Annotated in this window: 15 protein-coding genes and 1 pseudogene; 9 read left to right on the top strand and 7 right to left on the bottom strand. The window is 69.0% G+C overall.

Translation table 11 applies throughout. The annotated features are described in order from the left end of the window. The first annotated feature begins 263 nt into the window (after nt 1-263). From K7G60_RS13705 to K7G60_RS13695, 3 genes are all read left to right on the top strand, one after another. On the top strand, nt 264-1,073 hold the full coding sequence (locus K7G60_RS13705; RefSeq protein WP_225801152.1) for an alpha/beta fold hydrolase: 810 nt from the start codon (nt 264-266) through the stop codon (nt 1,071-1,073). 23 nt (nt 1,074-1,096) lie between these two features. Further along, nucleotides 1,097-1,987 carry a helix-turn-helix domain-containing protein gene (locus K7G60_RS13700; protein ID WP_374115629.1) on the top strand — a complete coding sequence of 297 codons (891 nt, stop codon included), beginning with the start codon at nt 1,097-1,099 and terminating at the stop codon, nt 1,985-1,987. 576 nt (nt 1,988-2,563) lie between these two features. After that, on the top strand, nt 2,564-3,004 hold the full coding sequence (locus tag K7G60_RS13695; RefSeq protein WP_225801151.1) for a pyridoxamine 5'-phosphate oxidase family protein: 441 nt from the start codon (nt 2,564-2,566) through the stop codon (nt 3,002-3,004). Nucleotides 3,005-3,191: 187 nt separating this feature from the next. Here the strand turns inward: K7G60_RS13695 and dnaB are convergent, their stop codons facing one another. Further along, nucleotides 3,192-4,673 carry a replicative DNA helicase gene (gene dnaB, locus K7G60_RS13690; RefSeq protein ID WP_225801150.1) on the bottom strand — a complete coding sequence of 494 codons (1,482 nt, stop codon included), beginning with the start codon at nt 4,671-4,673 and terminating at the stop codon, nt 3,192-3,194. A gap of 424 nt (nt 4,674-5,097) precedes the next feature. Between dnaB and K7G60_RS13685 the strand changes: the two genes are divergently transcribed. After that, nucleotides 5,098-6,432, top strand: coding sequence for an MATE family efflux transporter (locus K7G60_RS13685; RefSeq protein WP_225801149.1), 1,335 nt, complete (start codon nt 5,098-5,100; stop codon nt 6,430-6,432). A gap of 119 nt (nt 6,433-6,551) precedes the next feature. Here K7G60_RS13685 and rplI read toward each other — a convergent pair whose 3' ends face one another. The 4 genes from rplI to rpsF all read right to left on the bottom strand — a co-directional run bounded on the left by rplI (nt 6,552) and on the right by rpsF (nt 8,260). Further along, complete coding sequence (rplI, locus tag K7G60_RS13680; protein WP_053640001.1) at nt 6,552-6,998, bottom strand: 50S ribosomal protein L9; 447 nt, start codon at nt 6,996-6,998, stop codon at nt 6,552-6,554. An 18-nt stretch (nt 6,999-7,016) separates the two neighbouring features. Beyond that, the gene (rpsR, locus tag K7G60_RS13675; RefSeq protein ID WP_005315025.1) at nt 7,017-7,253 is read right to left on the bottom strand and encodes a 30S ribosomal protein S18; all 237 of its coding nucleotides are present in this window, start codon (nt 7,251-7,253) and stop codon (nt 7,017-7,019) included. A 57-nt stretch (nt 7,254-7,310) separates the two neighbouring features. Continuing rightward, nucleotides 7,311-7,895, bottom strand: coding sequence for a single-stranded DNA-binding protein (locus K7G60_RS13670; RefSeq protein WP_123453610.1), 585 nt, complete (start codon nt 7,893-7,895; stop codon nt 7,311-7,313). A 74-nt stretch (nt 7,896-7,969) separates the two neighbouring features. After that, on the bottom strand, nt 7,970-8,260 hold the full coding sequence (gene rpsF, locus K7G60_RS13665; protein WP_015034882.1) for a 30S ribosomal protein S6: 291 nt from the start codon (nt 8,258-8,260) through the stop codon (nt 7,970-7,972). Nucleotides 8,261-8,545: 285 nt separating this feature from the next. Here rpsF and K7G60_RS13660 point away from each other — a divergent pair, with 285 nt between their 5' ends. The 3 genes from K7G60_RS13660 (at nt 8,546) to K7G60_RS13650 (ending at nt 11,189) form a co-directional block, all read left to right on the top strand. After that, nucleotides 8,546-8,848 carry a hypothetical protein gene (locus K7G60_RS13660; RefSeq protein WP_225801148.1) on the top strand — a complete coding sequence of 101 codons (303 nt, stop codon included), beginning with the start codon at nt 8,546-8,548 and terminating at the stop codon, nt 8,846-8,848. Between the two features lie 119 nt (nt 8,849-8,967). Beyond that, the gene (locus tag K7G60_RS13655; RefSeq protein WP_225801147.1) at nt 8,968-10,086 is read left to right on the top strand and encodes a peptidoglycan bridge formation glycyltransferase FemA/FemB family protein; all 1,119 of its coding nucleotides are present in this window, start codon (nt 8,968-8,970) and stop codon (nt 10,084-10,086) included. Nucleotides 10,087-10,157: 71 nt separating this feature from the next. After that, a complete protein-coding gene (locus K7G60_RS13650; RefSeq protein WP_225801146.1) occupies nt 10,158-11,189 on the top strand; it encodes an alanine racemase in 1,032 nt (343 codons plus the stop codon). An 81-nt stretch (nt 11,190-11,270) separates the two neighbouring features. Here the strand turns inward: K7G60_RS13650 and K7G60_RS13645 are convergent, their stop codons facing one another. Beyond that, the gene (locus K7G60_RS13645; RefSeq protein ID WP_225801145.1) at nt 11,271-12,776 is read right to left on the bottom strand and encodes a glycosyltransferase family 87 protein; all 1,506 of its coding nucleotides are present in this window, start codon (nt 12,774-12,776) and stop codon (nt 11,271-11,273) included. Between the two features lie 126 nt (nt 12,777-12,902). Continuing rightward, a complete protein-coding gene (locus tag K7G60_RS13640) occupies nt 12,903-15,638 on the bottom strand; it encodes a transglycosylase domain-containing protein (RefSeq protein ID WP_225801144.1) in 2,736 nt (911 codons plus the stop codon). A 372-nt stretch (nt 15,639-16,010) separates the two neighbouring features. Between K7G60_RS13640 and K7G60_RS13635 the strand changes: the two genes are divergently transcribed. Next, nucleotides 16,011-16,691 (top strand): PadR family transcriptional regulator, encoded by a 681-nt coding sequence (locus K7G60_RS13635; RefSeq protein WP_086823889.1) that lies wholly within the window; start codon nt 16,011-16,013, stop codon nt 16,689-16,691. Nucleotides 16,692-16,739: 48 nt separating this feature from the next. Beyond that, a pseudogene (locus K7G60_RS13630) lies at nt 16,740-17,248 on the top strand (inositol-3-phosphate synthase); the annotation flags it as partial.

Raw genomic sequence — 17,248 nt, 5'->3', positions numbered from 1 at the left:
AGTCGTGGCACATCCTCGACACGCCTCACGAACGGCCAGGACCGCGATGTGCTGATGTCCCGTCGCGGTGTAGCCGGTACACAGGGACACGTCGAACTGTATGAATGCCCGGCAGTTCGAGACTGCCGACGGCTGCCGACCTCTAACGGCCTGGCTTTCGCGGAAGTCCCGCTCGCCGTGGAGACGGCAGTCCTGGCGATGCTCGGCCCCGTGACGACATTTGTACAAGACCGAGGGCCGGCAGCCCCGGCATCCTCCCGAGCATGGCTATCTACGACGGCAAGCACGTACACGGGATGCACGTGGTCCACGACGGCCCGCGGGAAGCGCCGCCGCTCGTGCTCATCCACGGATCGGGGGCCTCGGGCAGCTCCTGGGGCCCGGTGATGTCGGCACTGGCCAGCCGGTATCACGTCATCCGGGTCGACCTCCCGGGCCACGGTCAGTCCCCGCCCGCGCCGCCGTACGACGTGCCTGAGCAGGCAGCCAGACTGGCCGAGGCGCTCGATGGGCTCGGCCTTCGTCCGGTCACCGTGGCCGGGCACTCCAGCGGCGGGTACATCGCCACCGCCCTCGCCGAACAGCGCCCGGACCTGGTGGGTTCGCTCGCACTGATCAGCAGTGGCCCGAGTCCCGACGCGCTCCTTCCGCAGCCCGTCCTCCTTCGGGTCCTGATCGACCCGCCGCTCGGCCCGCTTCTATGGAGAGTCCGTTCCGACGCGATGCTCCGCCGGGGGGTGACCGCGGTGTGCAACCGCCCGGTGGACGTCCCGGACGACCTGGTCGCCGACGTACGGGGCATCGGTTACCGCACGTTCAGGACGGTGCTGCGCCACAACGCCGCGTACATCGCCGAGCGGAGCGTACCCGCGCGCCTGACCGCACTCGACGTCCCGGTTCTGGTGATCTTCGGCGCTGCCGACCCCCGCTGGGATCCGTCTTCGGCGCACCACTACGACACGGTGCCGAACGCGCGAGTCGAGCAACTGCCCGACGTCGGGCACTTCCCCATGCTCGAAGCGCCGGAGGCGACCAGTGAGTTGCTGCTGCGCTTCGCGGCGACGGGCCGCTGACACCCATGGCCTAGCCTGGTGCTGTGAAGTCCGCCGAATCACCACCTGACTGGGCGTCGGTGGAGGTCGCCGTGCCCCGGCAGCCCGGTCGGCTGCCGGGGGTCAGCATGGCCGGGTTCCGCCAGTGTGCTCCGGCAGACGTGGATATCGCCATGGTCGCGCACCCCTCGGTGACTCTGTTCGTGGACCTGAGCGACGGAGACAGCCTTGTCCACGACGCCCACGGCCGGCGCGCATGCGGCAGCACGGTCGTCGGGCTGGTACCGGGCGACCTTCGGCTCGGAGGCCGGGCGGCCGGAGGGATCGAGTGCCTCCAGATCCGGTTGTCGCCGGTCCTGGCGTTCACGGTGTTCGGAGCATCGACCGACCTCAGCGGGACGGTGGTCACCCTGGAGGATGTCTGGGGCCGCGACGCCGGGCGAACCGAGGAAAGGCTGCGGGCCGCCGCGTCGTGGGACGAGCGGTTCACGATCGCAGCGGACGCCCTCGGCCGACGGATGAGCGCCCGCCCGTCGCTTGATCCAGAGGTCGCCGCTGCCTGGCGGCTGATGCGCACCAGCCGGGGACGGGTGCGCGTCGACAGCCTTGCGAGCGAGGTGGGTTGGAGCCGTAAGCGCCTGTGGTCCCGCTTCCGGTCCCAGATCGGCCTCACGCCCAAGCACGCCGCCCGGTTGGTGCGCTTCGATCACGCCGCCCATCTCCTCGCGGCGGGCAACACCGCCGCCCAGGTGGCGGCCGAAAGCGGCTACGCCGACCAGGCCCACCTCCACCGCGAGGTCAAAGCGTTCACCGGGGTGACACCTACCGCCGTAGCCGCTGCGCCGTGGCTCGCCATCGATGACGTCGCGTGGCCGACCTCGTTCGCGGACCTGACACCGTCGGCGTCTCCGATCCATCAGGTTCCGGCGAAGTGAGCTGAGGTCCCACGGGAGACGAGGCATCGCCTCTCAGCACGTGCCCGGATGAGAAGAGGGCAGCACGAACGAGAACGGGTGGGAATCCGACAGGTTCAACCGACAGGACGACCAGCCGGCCTCACGAAGACGGCACGAGTGCCACCGATGTGCCATCGGGGCTGAGATTGTGCCGCGAATTTTGAGGCCCCACACCTCTGTAGGGCCTCGTCGCGCGTGGCAGGCCGCATTCGCCGACCAGCGGTTCTTCCGCCGTCTCAGATCGATGGCACAGCCTCTCGGTTTCACGGACGTGGCATTTCCTGCACGGCCTTGACCGACCGGTGAGCCCTGAACCGACCGGTCGACGACGGCGCCCCCTGCCCCTGAATGAGACCGAAGAAAATAGTCTGCAACGAAACCATCTGCTACGGTCTCCCTTGCTGCGACAACTGACAGGGGAGACCACGTGTTTGCCGCATTCGGCTCCGCGCCGTCGCGCGCCTCGCCCGCCGCCGATGAGCCGGCTCGCCATCCACGCCGCAGCTGTCCGACCTGCCCTCCCGCCCCACCCCAACCACCGAAAGGCTGACCGACGTGAGCGAGCACACCGCCACTGAGACCACCACCGGCACCACCCAGAACGACGGCCCGGCCCCCCGAGTGCTCACCGACCAGGAGCTCTCCCAGCTGTTGAGCCGGCAGCAGTTCGGCGTACTCGCTAGCGTCAGGAGCACCGGCCACCCTCACCTGTCGACCGTCCTCTACGACTGGAACGCCGAGGAGCGCGTCCTGAGGGTCTCCTCCACCGCCGACCGCCTCAAGGTCCGCCAGTTGCGCCGCGACCCGCACGCCTCACTGCATGTCAGCGGCCCGGACATCTGGTCGTTCGCCGTGGCGGAGGGAGAGGCGGAGATCGCGGACCCGGCCGACGAGGCGGCCCCTGGCGATCAGCCGCTGCCTGACCGGCGCGTGACCATCCTGCTCCGGGTCTCGCGCCTGTACGGGACCGCCCTGGACGTCCCCGCCCAGGACTGAGGAACCGCGCCGCGCCGGAGCAGGAAAACGCGATCGCACCTCACGTACGGGGCGAGCATCGCCGCTCGCTATGCAGCGAGTGGGAATCCGACACCCTGCAGTGCGACAGGGAGTCTCACAACGGCGGCATAAGTGCCGTCGCAGCTGAGACCGTGCCACGAAAATTGCGACCCTACAACCTCTGGGATCAGGTCTGGGCCATGTCCACGAAACGCGAGTAGTGGCCCTGGAAGGCCACGGTGATCGTGGCCGTCGGGCCGTTACGGTGCTTGCCCACGATGATGTCCGCCTCGCCCGCGCGCGGTGACTCCTTCTCGTAGGCGTCCTCGCGGTGCAGCAGGATGACCATGTCGGCGTCCTGCTCGATGGAGCCGGACTCACGCAGGTCGGAGACCATCGGCTTCTTGTCGGTGCGCTGTTCGGGGCCACGGTTCAGCTGGGAGAGCGCGATCACCGGCAGTTCCAGCTCCTTGGCGAGGAGCTTCAGGTTTCGCGACATGTCGGAGACCTCTTGCTGACGGCTCTCCTGCCGCTTGGAACCGCCCGACTGCATGAGCTGCAGGTAGTCGATGATGACGAGCTTCAGGCCGTTGCGCTGCTTGAGCCGGCGGCACTTCGCGCGGATCTCCATCATCGACAGGTTCGGGGAGTCGTCGATGTACAGCGGGGCCTGGGAGACGTCCGGCATCCGGCGGGCGAGGCGCGTCCAGTCCTCGTCGGTCATCGTGCCGGAGCGCATGTGGTGGAGCGCGACCCGGGCCTCGGCCGAGAGGAGACGCATCGCGATCTCGTTGCGGCCCATTTCGAGGGAGAAGATGACGCTGGGCAGGTTGTGCTTGATGGAGGCCGCCCGGGCGAAGTCCAGGGCGAGGGTCGACTTACCCATGGCGGGACGGGCCGCGATGATGATCATCTGGCCCGGGTGCAGTCCGTTGGTGAGCGCGTCGAGGTCCGTGAAGCCGGTGGGCACACCGGTCATCTCGCCGCTCCGGGAGCCGATCGCCTCGATCTCGTCGAGAGCCCCCTCCATGATGTCGCCGAGCGGCAGGTAGTCCTCGGTGGTGCGCTGCTCGGTGACGGCGTAGATCTCGGCCTGGGCCGAGTTCACGATCTCGTCGACGTCCCCGTCGGCCGCGTAGCCCATCTGCGTGATCTTGGTGCCGGCCTCCACGAGGCGGCGCAGGACCGCGCGCTCGTGGACGATCTGCGCGTAGTACGAGGCGTTGGCCGCGGTCGGGACCGACTGGACCAGGGTGTGGAGATAGGAGGCGCCGCCGACGCGGGTGATCTCGCCGCGCTTGGTGAGCTCGGCGCCGACCGTGATCGGGTCGGCCGGCTCGCCCTTGGCGTAGAGGTCGAGGATGGCCGCGTAGACGGTCTCGTGGGCGGGCTTGTAGAAGTCGTGGCCCTTGATGATCTCCACGACGTCCGCGATGGCGTCCTTGGAGAGCAGCATGCCGCCGAGGACGGACTGCTCGGCGTCGAGGTCCTGCGGGGGAACGCGCTCGAAGCCGGAGAGCCCTCCGTCCCAAGGACCCTCGCCGCCCCGCTCGTGCCGGTCGTCGCGGCCGCGGCCGCGACCGCGTCCTTCACCCCGGGTACGGGTGGGCAGCCGGTCGCTCGGTCCGCTGTCGGCCCAGGGGTCGTCCATGGGCTCGGGAACGCTCACCAAGCCACCTCCTCCCGTCCGCTCCGCGGACCTCGCCATGCCACTCTTTCTTACGCCACGGCCTTGATCAAAGAGTGGCTTCGCGACCGCTTCTGGCGCGTCGGGCGCCGGACCACGGTAGGCCTGTGGAGAGCCCCAGCCAATCTGGTTATCCACAGGCCCTGTGGGTTACGGGCCAGATGCTGTGGAGAACTCCCCGGATCCTGTGCACGGAGCGGGGGACAGCCATGTGGACAAACTCATAACACCCCCGATCTCACCCATCTGACCTGCACTTTCCCCATCCACGGGCTGTGGGGGAGAAAAAGTTTTCCACCGGGACCAAGATCAGAACAAACGGCCCACACCCGAAGCCCCGCACCAGGCCAAAGTAAGGATCGCTTACCAATTGCATCTCTTACCTGTGGAAGATTAGATTGAGCTCATGACTCAGGCCCCCGCGACCTCGGACACCCGCCGACAGCACGACCGCGAGATCGTCTCCCTCGCCCTGCCGGCCTTCGGTGCCCTCGTCGCCGAGCCGCTGTTCCTCATGGTCGACAGCGCCATCGTGGGCCATCTCGGCACACCCCAGCTCGCGGGCCTCGCGATCGCCGCAGCACTCCTCTCCACCGCCGTCAGCGTCTTCGTCTTCCTCGCCTACGCCACCACGGCCGCCGTAGCCCGACGCGTGGGCGCGGGCGATCTCCAGGCCGCCATCCGACAGGGCATGGACGGCATCTGGCTGGCACTCCTCCTCGGCGCCGCCGTCGTCGCGCTGACGCTGCCCACGGCACCATGGCTCGTCGACGTCTTCGGCGCCTCGGACACCGCCGCCCCGTACGCCGTCACCTATCTCAGGATCTCCAGCCTGGGAATCCCCGCCATGCTGGTGGTCCTGGCCGCCACCGGCGTCCTGCGCGGCCTCCAGGACACCCGCACACCGCTCCACGTGGCCATCGCCGGCTTCGCGGCCAACGGCGCGCTCAACGCCGGACTGGTCTACGGGGCCGGCCTGGGAATCGCCGGATCCGCCTGGGGCACGGTCATCGCCCAGTGCGGCATGGCCGCCGCCTACCTCGTCGTGGTCGTACGGGGCGCCCGGCGCCACGGCGCCTCCCTCCGCCCCGACCCGGCCGGCATACGCGCCTCCGCCCAGGCAGGCGCCCCTCTCCTGGTCCGCACGCTCTCCCTGCGCGCGGTCCTGATGATCGCCACGGCCGTCGCCGCCAGGCTCGGAGACGCCGAGGTCGCCGCCCACCAGATCATCCTGTCCCTGTGGAGCCTGATGGCCTTCGCGCTCGACGCGATCGCCATCGCGGGCCAGGCCATCATCGGCCGCTACCTCGGTGCGGACGACGCCGACGGGGCACGACAGGTCTGCCGCCGGATGGTCCAGTGGGGCGTGGTCTCCGGGGTGGTGCTCGGCGCGCTGCTCATCGTCGCCCGTCCCTTGTTCGTCCCCCTCTTCACCGGCGACACCACCGTGCAGGACGCCCTGCTCCCGGCCCTGCTCGTGGTCGCGATCTCCCAGCCGGTCTCCGGAGTCGTCTTCGTCCTCGACGGGGTTCTGATGGGTGCGGGAGACGGCCCCTACCTGGCCTGGGCGATGCTGCTCACGCTGGCGGTCTTCGCCCCGGTCGCGCTCCTGGTCCCGGCCCTCGGCGGCGGGCTGACCGCTCTCTGGTGGGCGATGACCCTGATGATGACGGTCCGGATGGGAACGCTCTGGTTCCGTATGCGCTCCGGCCGCTGGATCGTCACGGGCGCCACCCGCTGAGGGGCCACCCGTTTCACGTGGAACGGCGAAGGCGGCAGCGGAAGGAGAACGGCGGAAGGGCCGCACCCCGGGGGGTGCGGCCCTTCCTCACTGCTGAGCGCAGACTGCCAAGGGCAGCGTTACGCGGCGACGACCTCGACGCCGAGCTTCGCGGCAACCTCGGGGTGCAGACGCACGGAGACCTGGTGCGAGCCCAGGGTCTTGATCGGCGAACCGAGCTCGACGCGACGCTTGTCGACGTCGGGGCCACCCGCGGTCTTGATCGCCGAGGCGATGTCGGCCGGGGTCACGGAGCCGAAGAGACGGCCGGCGTCGCCGGAGCGAACGGCCAGGCGCACCTTCGTGCCCTCGAGCTGGGCCTTGATCTCGTTGGCCTGCTCGATGGTCGCGATCTCGTGGATCTTGCGGGCGCGGCGGATCTGCGCCACGTCCTTCTCGCCGCCCTTGGTCCAGCGGATCGCGAAACCGCGCGGGACCAGGTAGTTGCGAGCGTAGCCGTCCTTGACGTCGACGACGTCGCCAGCGGCACCGAGGCCGGAGACCTCGTGGGTGAGGATGATCTTCATTTTTCGGTCACCCTTCCCTTATCGCGCGGTGGACGTGTAGGGCAGCAGCGCCATCTCACGGCTGTTCTTGACGGCCGTGGCGACGTCACGCTGGTGCTGCGTGCAGTTGCCGGTCACGCGGCGGGCACGGATCTTGCCGCGGTCGGAAATGAACTTCCGCAGCATGTTCGTGTCCTTGTAGTCCACGTACGCGGTCTTGTCCTTGCAGAACGCGCAGACCTTCTTCTTAGGCTTGCGCACAGGCGGCTTCGCCATGGTGTTTCTCCTGTGTGATCAAGAAGTGGGGGTACGAGCTGCTTCGAGGGCCAGGCCCTAGAAGGGGGGCTCGTCCGAGTAGCCGCCGCCGGAGTTTCCACCCCAGCCGCCACCGCCGCCGCCCTGCTGGCCGCCGCCGGAGGGGCCGCCGGTCGCCCACGGGTCGTCGGCGGGAGCACCGCCGCCGCCCTGCTGGCCACCGCCGCCGGAGTTTCCACCCCAGCCGCCACCGCCGCCGCCCTGCTGGCCGCCGCCGTATCCACCCTGGCCGCCGCGACCGGTGGTCTTGGTGACCTTGGCCGTGGCGTTCTTGAGGCTGGGGCCGACTTCCTCGACGTCCAGCTCGTAGACCGTGCGCTTGACGCCCTCACGGTCCTCGTAGGACCGCTGCTTCAGCCGGCCCTGCACGACGACGCGCATGCCTCGCTGGAGCGACTCGGCGACGTTCTCCGCCGCCTGACGCCAGACCGAGCAGGTCAGGAAGAGGCTTTCGCCGTCCTTCCACTCGTTGGTCTGACGGTCGAAGGTGCGGGGGGTGGACGCGATACGGAACTTCGCGACCGCCGCACCGGACGGGGTGAAGCGCAGCTCGGGGTCGTCGACAAGATTGCCGACGACCGTGATGACGGTCTCGCCTGCCATGGGGGAACCTCTCGGCGGGTTTGCTTCTGGCTGCTGTGTTGCTACTCGAACCCGATGACCTCTGAGCTAGGTGCTCAGTGGGTCTCGGGACGGAGGACCTTGGTCCGGAGGACCGACTCGTTCAGGTTGAGCTGGCGGTCGAGCTCCTTGACGACCGCAGGCTCGGCCTGCAGGTCGATGACCGAGTAGATGCCCTCGGGCTTCTTCTTGATCTCGTAGGCGAGACGACGACGGCCCCAGGTGTCGACCTTCTCGACCTTTCCGTTGCCCTCACGGACGACGGAGAGGAAGTTCTCGATCAGCGGGGAGACAGCGCGCTCCTCGAGATCGGGGTCGAGGATGACCATCACCTCGTAGTGACGCATGTGGAACCCACCTCCTTTGGACTCAGCGGCCACGGTCGTTCCGTGGCAGGAGGGTCGTGATGCGTAAGCAACGGTATCCGCCACCACTGACAGTCCCCCTCGGCGAGCGAGGAGCGCTGTCGGGGATCCCCGAGGGACCTGGGCAGACACCGGCGCAGCTGTACAGAGTACCCGCACATCGGCTTGCGGTTGAAATTCCCCGGGGAGGGGACGCAATCTGTACACAACGGATGTGGGCGGCGCTAGGATGCGCCGCCTTCCGGTAGCCACGCCAGGAGGTGCCCCATGGCACAGGCAATGCGACCCGACCCCGGCCACTCGCTCTTCGCGACCGACGGCAAGCCTCATCCGCTCCAGGACGCCCTGATGGGCGTGACACTGGCCCTGGGGATCCTCGCCTTCGTCACGGCGCAGTTCCACAACCTGCACCTGTTGAGCTCCTGGTCGGGTCTGATCGGCATCCTGACCGGCGCGTACGGACAGTTCATCTCCGTGACGACACGCGAGCGCTTCCTGATGATCATCGGACTCGGCGCCTCGGCGGTCGGCTTCTACCTCGGAATGGCGCACGGCGGCCTCTTCGGCTGAGTCCGACCGCGCGTCGGGGCACACACGCCCATTCGGGGCGCTCCCCGGTCGCAGTAGGCTTCGGCGCGAGAGCCGGAGCCCCTGACCGATGGGGACACACCTGCCGAGGAGCGCCCCGCATGAGCCTGACCCTGAGGACCATCAGCCGTGAGCAGCATCTGGCATTCATCCAGAGCCAGCCCGCCGCGAGCCACTGCCAGGTCCCGGCGTGGGCTGACGTGAAGACCGAGTGGCGCTCGGAGAACCTCGGCTGGTTCGACAAGTCCGGCGAGCTCGTCGGCGCCGGCCTGGTGCTCTACCGCCAGCTGCCGAAGATCAAGCGCTACCTCGCCTATCTGCCCGAGGGCCCGGTCATCAACTGGTACGCGCCCAACCTGGACGACTGGCTGCAGCCGATGCTGGCGCACCTCAAGCACCAGGGCGCCTTCTCGGTGAAGATGGGCCCGCCGGTGGTCATCCGCCGCTGGGACTCGGCCGCCATCAAGGCGGGCATCCAGGACCCGGACGTCAAGCGCCTCAAGGACGTCGAGGCCACCCACATCGAGCCGCGCGCCTTCGAGGTCGCGGACCGGCTGCGGAAGATGGGCTGGCAGCAGGGCGAGGACGGCGGCGCCGGCTTCGGCGACGTGCAGCCGCGCTACGTCTTCCAGGTCCCGCTGGCGAACCGCTCGCTCGACGACGTCCTCAAGGGCTTCAACCAGCTGTGGCGCCGCAACATCAAGAAGGCCGAGAAGGCCGGTGTCGAGGTCGTCCAGGGCGGCTACGAGGACCTGGCCGAGTGGCAGCGGCTGTACGAGATCACGGCCGTCCGCGACCACTTCCGGCCGCGCCCGCTGTCGTACTTCCAGCGCATGTGGACCGTCCTCAACAACGAGGACCCCAACCGCATGCGGCTCTACTTCGCCCGCCACAACGGTGTGAACCTCTCCGCCGCGACCATGCTCGTCGTCGGCGGGCACGTCTGGTACTCCTACGGTGCCTCCGACAACATCGGCCGTGAGGTCCGGCCCTCGAACGCGATGCAGTGGCGGATGCTCCGCGACGCGTACGCCATGGGCGCGACCGTGTACGACCTGCGGGGCATCTCGGACTCGCTCGACGAGACCGACCACCTCTTCGGGCTCATCCAGTTCAAGGTGGGCACGGGCGGCGAGGCCGTCGAGTACGTCGGCGAGTGGGACTTCCCGCTGAACAAGCTGCTGCACAAGGCGCTCGACATCTACATGTCGCGCCGCTGACCGTTCCGTAGGCTTCGTCCTCGTACACACCTCTGACCCACCGCTGCCATCAGAAAGGTTCCGGGCCGGCCATGGCGCTCTCCCTCTACGTCGACACCGCTCGCTGGCGGGCGCACCAGAAGACCGTCATCGACCAGTTCCCCGGTCTCATTCCGGTCTGCAAGGGCAACGGGTACGGCTTCGGGCACGAGCGGCTCGCGGACGAGGCGGCCCGTTTCGGCGCCGACATGCTCGCCGTGGGCACCACGTACGAAGCCGCGAAGATCAAGGACTGGTTCGGTGGCGACCTGCTGGTCCTCACCCCCTTCCGCCGGGGCGAGGAGCCGGTTCCGCTGCCCGACCGGGTGGTCCGTTCCGTGTCGTCCGTGGACGGCGTCCACGCCCTGGTGGGCGCCCGGGTCGTGATCGAGTGCATGAGCTCGATGAAGCGGCACGGCGTGCGCGAGGAGGAGCTCCAGCAGCTCCACGCCGCCATCGAGGACGTCCGTCTGGAGGGCTTCGCCCTCCACCTGCCCCTGGACCGCCCGGACGGCACGGACGCGGTCGAGGAGGTCATCGCCTGGATGGACCGGCTGCGGGCCGCCCGGCTGCCGCTGCACACCATGTTCGTGAGCCACCTGCGGGCCGAGGAGCAGGCCCGGCTGCAGCAGCAGTTCCCGCAGACCCGCTTCCGTGCCCGGATCGGCACCCGGCTGTGGCTGGGCGACCACGAGGCCACGGAGTACCGGGGCTCCGTCCTCGACGTGACCCGGGTCGCCAAGGGCGACCGGTTCGGCTACCGCCAGCAGAAGGCCGCGTCGGACGGCTGGCTGGTCGTCGTCGCCGGCGGCACCTCCCACGGCGTGGGCCTGGAGGCCCCGAAGGCGATGCACGGCGTCATGCCGCGCGCCAAGGGCGTCGCCCGGGCGGGCCTGGCCACCGTCAACCGGAACCTTTCGCCGTTCGTCTGGGCCGGGAAGCAGCGCTGGTTCGCCGAGCCGCCGCACATGCAGGTGTCGATCCTGTTCGTGCCGGCCGACGCCCAGGAGCCCAGGGTGGGCGACGAGCTCGTGGCACATCTGCGCCACACCACGACGCAGTTCGACCGTCTCGTCGAGCGCTGAGCCGGCCGGGCCGCGGCACCGGCCGGTCCTGCCGAAACGAATCACCCCCGGGAGCCCTGCTCCCGGGGGTGATCTCCGTCGCTATTCGGGGGCGCCCCAGGGGTCGTCGGCGGTGCCCCAGCTCACCCGCTGTCCCTCCTCCACGGCGGGGGCGGCGTGCCGGGCCGGGCGGGCCGCCCTGCCCGCCACGACGACGTCCTCGGCCCCGTCCAGGACGCCTCCCGACGGGTCGTCCGCGCCGTCCTGCCGGACCGGGTCCCTCTCGGGCGCCAGGATGTCGCGTACGACCATCGCGCACAGGTACAGCGTGCCGAGCAGGTGCAGGACGATCACGAACTGGTAGCCGTCCACCGGCAGGCCCTGCTTGTTGCCGCTGGTCGTGAACGCCAGGTACATCCAGATGCCGACGAAGTACATGACCTCGCAGGCCTGCCAGACCAGGAAGTCGCGCCAGCGGGGCCGGGCGAGCGCGGCCAGCGGGACCAGCCACAGGACGTACTGCGGCGAGTAGACCTTGTTCGTCAGCACGAACGCGGCGACGACCAGGAAGGCCAGCTGGACGAAGCGCGGCCTGCGGGGCGCCGTGAACGCCAGGAACGCGAGGCCCGCCACCGCCGCCGCCATCAGCAGCAGCGCGTAGAGGTTGGCGCGGCCCGGCGTGATCACCTCGCCCGTCCGCTGGCTGACCAGCAGCCAGACCGAACCGAAGTCGACGTTCCGGTCCCGGCTGAAGAGGTAGAACTGCTTCCACCCCTCCGGCGCGAGCAGCATCACGGGCAGGTTCACGACCAGCCAGGACCCCAGGAAGCCGAGCACCGCGGTCCCGTACGCCCGCCACTTCCCGGCCCGCCAGCAGAGCAGCAGCAGCGGGCAGAGGAGCAGTATCGGGTAGAACTTGGCGGCGGTGGCCAGGCCCAGCAGGACGCCGAAGGCCAGCGGCCGGCTCCGCGACCACATCAGGACGGCGGCGGCGGTCAGCGCGACGGCCAGCATGTCCCAGTTGATCGTGGCGGTGAGCGCGATCGAGGGCGCGAGGGCGACCAGCAGACCGTCCCAGGGGCGCAGCCGGTGCGTCCGGGTCACACAGACCGCCAGGACGGCCGCGCACACCATCAGCATGCCGGCGTTGACCAGCCAGTACGACTGCTCCTGCTGGTTCGTGTCGCCGCCGCCGGGCGTCAGCCAGGCCGCGACCTCCATGAAGAGGCCCGTCAGGACGGGGTACTCCAGGAACGGTATGTCGCCGCCCAGCCGGTCGAAGTACGGGACCAGGCCGTCCGCGAAGCCCCGCCCGACGAAGAGGTGCGGGATGTCCGAGTAGCAGGCGTGGGTGTACTGGGAGGTCGTCCCGTGGAACCAGGCCCAGTTGTAGCAGGGCAGCTTCTGCACCATGCCGAGGGCGTACATGCCGAGGGCCACGAGCGCGATCACCCGCACCGGCGTCAGCTGTCCGGTGCCGGCCGCCGCCCGGCGCCCGTAGGGGCCGCCGATCAGCTCGCTGCCCGCTGCGGCCACCTTGTCCCGGTGGGTGGGGATGACCGTCTGCGAGCGGTCCTGCGGCGCGCTCGACTTCTGGAGGCTCGGCATGGGGGACATCCTGCCGTACGTCCCCGGGAAAACGGCGAGGGCCGCCGCGGCCGGTCCGTACGGAAGGTACGGAGCGGACGCGGCGGCCCTCGGGACGTGCCCGGATCGTCGCCCGGATCAGGGGGATCAGGGGACCCAGGCCCCTCCGGGTTTGCCGTTCCCGCCGCCGGAGGTGTCCGTCGGCGTGCCCGTCGGCGTCGGTGACTCGCTGGTGGGCGCCGTCGTGGTGGGCTCCCCGGTGCTGCCGCCCGTGCCTCCCGGGTTGTTGCACTCCCAGTCGAAGATGTCACAGGTCGTCTTGCCCGGCTTCGGCGTCCTGGTCGGCTTCGCCGGGGCGCTCGTCGTCGGGGTGGCCGGGGGAGTCGTCGACGGCGTCGCGGACTCGGTGGGCGTCGGGGTGGCCGTCGGGGTCGGCGTCGGGCTCGGGACACCGCCGAAGACGGGCTCGGCGCCCTCCAGCTTCTCCGGCTCGGGGAAGTCCACGACGGGCATGTCCTTGACGGCCTCCGTCATGTAGTCCTGCCAGATCCGCGAGGGGAACGAGGAACCGTGGATCTTCTCCTGGCCGCCCGTGTTGTACATCTCCAGGAACTCGCGGTTCTTCTTGGTGTCGTCGTCGTCGTAGCGGTACATGTCGATCGCGGTGGACAGCTGCGCGGTGTACCCGACGAACCAGGCCGACAGGTTGTCGTCGGTCGTACCGGTCTTGCCGGCCACGGGACGGCCCGGAATGCGGGCCTTCTTGCCGGTGCCCTCGTCCTCGTCCACGACGCTCCGCAGGACGTCGGTGACGTTGCTGGCGATGGCCGGCGAGAAGGGGTTCTTGGTCTTGGCCTCGTGCTTCTTGATGACCACGCCCTCCTTCTTCACGCGCTCCACCGAGTAGGGGTCGTTCTGCTCACCCTTGTTGGCGAAGGTGGCGTAGGCACCGGCCATGCGGATCGCACTGGGGCTGGAGATACCGAGGGAGAACGAGGGCACCTCGCCCTGGACGAGCGAGCTCTCCAGCAGACCGGCGTCGACAGCGGTCTCGCGCACCTTGTCGATCCCGATGTCCATGCCGAGCTGCACGTACGGCGAGTTGGCGGAGCGGACCATCGCCCTGCGAAGGGTGATGCTGGGGTAGCTGGCGTGCTCGTCGTTGCTCTGACGCCACTCCTCCCCCTTCTCGTTGGTCCAGATCTCGCCGTTGTACTTGCGGACGATCTGCCCGTCCTTGCCGGCGTAGCGGCTCTTGTCCGGATCCACGATCGTGCGGGTGGAGGCGTCCTGGACCGGCCCGAGCTTCGGGTCCCGCACGCCGTACTTCATCGAGGCGGCGAGCACGAAGGGCTTGAACGTCGATCCGACCATGGCACCGGTGGCGTCGGCGTTGTTGGTGAAGTGCTTGGTGGCGTCGACACCGCCGTAGAGCGCCACGATCTTCCCGGTGGCCGTGTCGACGGAAGCCCCGCCGAACTGGACGTGCGTGTCGTCGTCCGGGCGCTTCTTCGGGTCGATGTTGTCCTTGATGATCTTCTGGACCGAGTCCTCGAGCGCCTCCACCTTCCGCTTCTGGAAGGTGGTGTAGATCTCGTAGCCGCCGCGCTCCAGCTCCTGGACGCTGATGCCGAACTGGGCCTTGATGTTCGCGTTGGCGGTCTTGACCAGGTAGCCGATCTGGCCGCTCAGGTTGGCGCTCTGGTTGGGCTTCCTCACCTTGGGGAAGGTGGTGTACTTCGCCCGCTCCGCGGCCGAGATGTGCCCGTCCTTCTGCATCTCGTCGAGGATCCACTTCCACCGCTCGGTGGCCCGCGTGGTGTTCGCCTCGGCGGTGGCCCTGGGATCGATCTCGGGGTAGCCGGCGGGGTCGTAGTACGTCGCGCCCTTCAGCACCGCGGCGAGCAGCGCCGACTCGCTGGCGTTGAGGTCCCCGACGTCCTTGTTGAAGTAGGCGCGGGCGGCCGCCTGGATACCGTACGCACCACGCCCGTAGTACGAGGTGTTCAGGTAGCCGGCCATGACCTGGTCCTTGCCGACCTCGTTGCCCACCTTCATGGAGATGAAGAGTTCCTTCACCTTCCGCGTGATGGTCTGCGACTGGTCGTCGAGGCGGTTGTTCTTCACGTACTGCTGGGTGATGGTCGAACCACCCTGGGTCTCACCGCCCTTGGCCATGTTCCACACGGCGCGGGCGATACCCATCGGGTCGACACCGGAGTCTTCCCAGAAGGTCTTGTTCTCCGCCGAGATCACCGCGTTCTGCATGGACTTCGGGATGCCCGCGAACGGGACGATCTGGCGGTTGGTGCCACTGCCCGTCGCGACCATGCGCGATCCGTCGGCCCAGTAGTAGATGTTGTTCTGCGATTTCGCGGTGTCGGCCTCCTTGGGGATCTCCACCTGCGAGTACGCGATCGTGGCAGCGCCCATCAGGCTCGCCGCGAAGAACAGGAACGTGCCCGTCACGAGCTTCCACGACGGCATCCAGCGACGCCAGCCGTACTTGTCGTGGCGCGGGTAGTCGATGAACCGCTTCTTGCCCGGCGGGCGACCGCCGGCACCCCGTCCCGGACCACTGCCGCGACCGCCGCCACCGCCACCACCGCGCCGTCCCCCGCCGGGGCCGCCGGGGCCGGAATCGGCTCCCCTGCGGCGGCTGCCGCGCTGGGCGGCCCGCCGGGCCTCCGCGCGCCCTCCGTAGGGGCGCTGCTCCTCTCCATAGGAGGAGGGAGGTCCGTACGAGGCCGAAGGGGCCCCCGTACCGACGTCATGGGCCGGGGCCGACCTGCGGCCCATCGGCTGCTGGGCAGCGCGCCGTGCCGCCGCGCGACCGCCCGTCGGCGGCTGCTGCGGCGGCATTTTGCGACGATGCTCGCTCATCGAACGACTACTCCTCGGGCAGGCGCGTACGCCTGGAAGCGGCAGTTGAGTTCCGGTCCCCCCGAAATGCGCACGCGGGAACCCCATCGGAGGTCCCCCCGTACCGCAGCCGGTCACCCGCAGCACTGACGCCCCACGGCATCGCTCGGTTCCCGGTGATCTGCATGCCGCACAGACTACGCACGGCCAAAACCCGCCTAGAGCCGGAGTTCACCCCAAATCGGGCAACTCGATCGCTATGAATTGACGATGTGACGCCGGTCACGGTGGTCCCACTTGTCGAGACAGGGAGGCCGTTCTATCGTGCTGATGTATCGAGCCGATACATCAGCACGGCATAAGGGCCCCGAAGAGCGGAAGAGGAGGCGACGGATGAGCAGACGCTCCGGCATCCTCGAGTTCGCCGTTCTCGGCCTGCTGCGCGAGGCCCCCATGCACGGGTACGAGCTGCGGAAGCGCCTCAACACCTCGCTGGGCGTCTTCCGGGCCTTCAGCTACGGAACGCTCTATCCCTGCCTCAAGACGCTGGTCGCCAACGGCTGGTTGATCGAGGAGCCGGGCAGCGCCCCCGAGGAGGCCCTCGCCGCGTCGCTCGCCGGACGCCGGGCCAAGATCGTCTACCGGTTGACCCCGGCGGGTAAGGAGCACTTCGAGGAGCTCCTCTCCCACACCGGCCCGGACGCCTGGGAGGACGAGCACTTCGCGGCGCGCTTCGCCTTCTTCGGACAGACCGAGCGCGAAGTGCGGATGCGCGTGCTCGAAGGCCGCCGCAGCCGGCTGGAAGAGCGCCTGGAGAAGATGCGCGCCTCCCTGGCCCGGACCCGCGAGCGCCTGGACGACTACACGCTTGAGCTGCAGCGCCACGGCATGGAGTCCGTGGAGCGCGAAGTGCGCTGGCTGAACGAGCTCATCGAGAGCGAGCGGGCGGGACGGGATCAGCGATCCGGCCCCGACGCCCCCGCTCGGCACGACAACGATTCTGGAGAAACGGGCGGCCTGCCCCGGCACGGGGGCAGTACCCGGCCGGATCCGTCCGACGACACCGCCAAGTGAAACCCTGCGCACAGCAGGGCTTCCACGATCACACAGGGAGCAACCGGAATGGGTTCGGTTCGCGTAGCCATCGTCGGCGTGGGCAACTGCGCCGCCTCGCTGGTCCAGGGCGTCGAGTACTACAAGGACGCCGACCCGGCGACCAAGGTGCCCGGCCTGATGCACGTCCAGTTCGGCGACTACCACGTCGGTGACGTCGAGTTCGTCGCCGCCTTCGACGTCGACGCGAAGAAGGTCGGCCTCGACCTCTCCGACGCCATCGGCGCCAGCGAGAACAACACCATCAAGATCTGCGACGTCCCGAACAAGGGCGTCACGGTCCAGCGCGGCCACACGCTCGACGGTCTCGGCAAGTACTACCGCCAGACCATCGAGGAGTCCGCCGAGGAGCCCGTCGACGTCGTCCAGATCCTCAAGGACCGTCAGGTCGACGTCCTCGTCTGCTACCTGCCCGTCGGCTCCGAGGACGCGGCGAAGTTCTACGCCCAGTGCGCCATCGACGCCAAGGTCGCCTTCGTCAACGCCCTCCCGGTCTTCATCGCCGGCACCAAGGAGTG

This window comes from Streptomyces sp. NK15101 (genome assembly GCF_020400725.1).
Lineage (GTDB): Bacteria > Actinomycetota > Actinomycetes > Streptomycetales > Streptomycetaceae > Streptomyces.
Note: the sequence above shows the minus strand (reverse complement) of the source record. Positions and strands in the feature narration are given on the sequence as shown.

Coding starts and splice junctions, on each gene's coding strand:
- K7G60_RS13640 (WP_225801144.1), bottom strand. CDS start 15,638: ATGAGCGAGCATCGTCGCAAAATGCCGCCGCAGCAGCCGCCGACGGGC.
- K7G60_RS13655 (WP_225801147.1), top strand. CDS start 8,968: ATGAGCCTGACCCTGAGGACCATCAGCCGTGAGCAGCATCTGGCATTC.
- K7G60_RS13685 (WP_225801149.1), top strand. CDS start 5,098: ATGACTCAGGCCCCCGCGACCTCGGACACCCGCCGACAGCACGACCGC.
- K7G60_RS13645 (WP_225801145.1), bottom strand. CDS start 12,776: ATGCCGAGCCTCCAGAAGTCGAGCGCGCCGCAGGACCGCTCGCAGACG.
- K7G60_RS13705 (WP_225801152.1), top strand. CDS start 264: ATGGCTATCTACGACGGCAAGCACGTACACGGGATGCACGTGGTCCAC.
- rpsR (WP_005315025.1), bottom strand. CDS start 7,253: ATGGCGAAGCCGCCTGTGCGCAAGCCTAAGAAGAAGGTCTGCGCGTTC.
- K7G60_RS13650 (WP_225801146.1), top strand. CDS start 10,158: ATGGCGCTCTCCCTCTACGTCGACACCGCTCGCTGGCGGGCGCACCAG.
- rplI (WP_053640001.1), bottom strand. CDS start 6,998: ATGAAGATCATCCTCACCCACGAGGTCTCCGGCCTCGGTGCCGCTGGC.
- K7G60_RS13635 (WP_086823889.1), top strand. CDS start 16,011: ATGAGCAGACGCTCCGGCATCCTCGAGTTCGCCGTTCTCGGCCTGCTG.
- K7G60_RS13670 (WP_123453610.1), bottom strand. CDS start 7,895: ATGGCAGGCGAGACCGTCATCACGGTCGTCGGCAATCTTGTCGACGAC.
- rpsF (WP_015034882.1), bottom strand. CDS start 8,260: ATGCGTCACTACGAGGTGATGGTCATCCTCGACCCCGATCTCGAGGAG.
- K7G60_RS13660 (WP_225801148.1), top strand. CDS start 8,546: ATGGCACAGGCAATGCGACCCGACCCCGGCCACTCGCTCTTCGCGACC.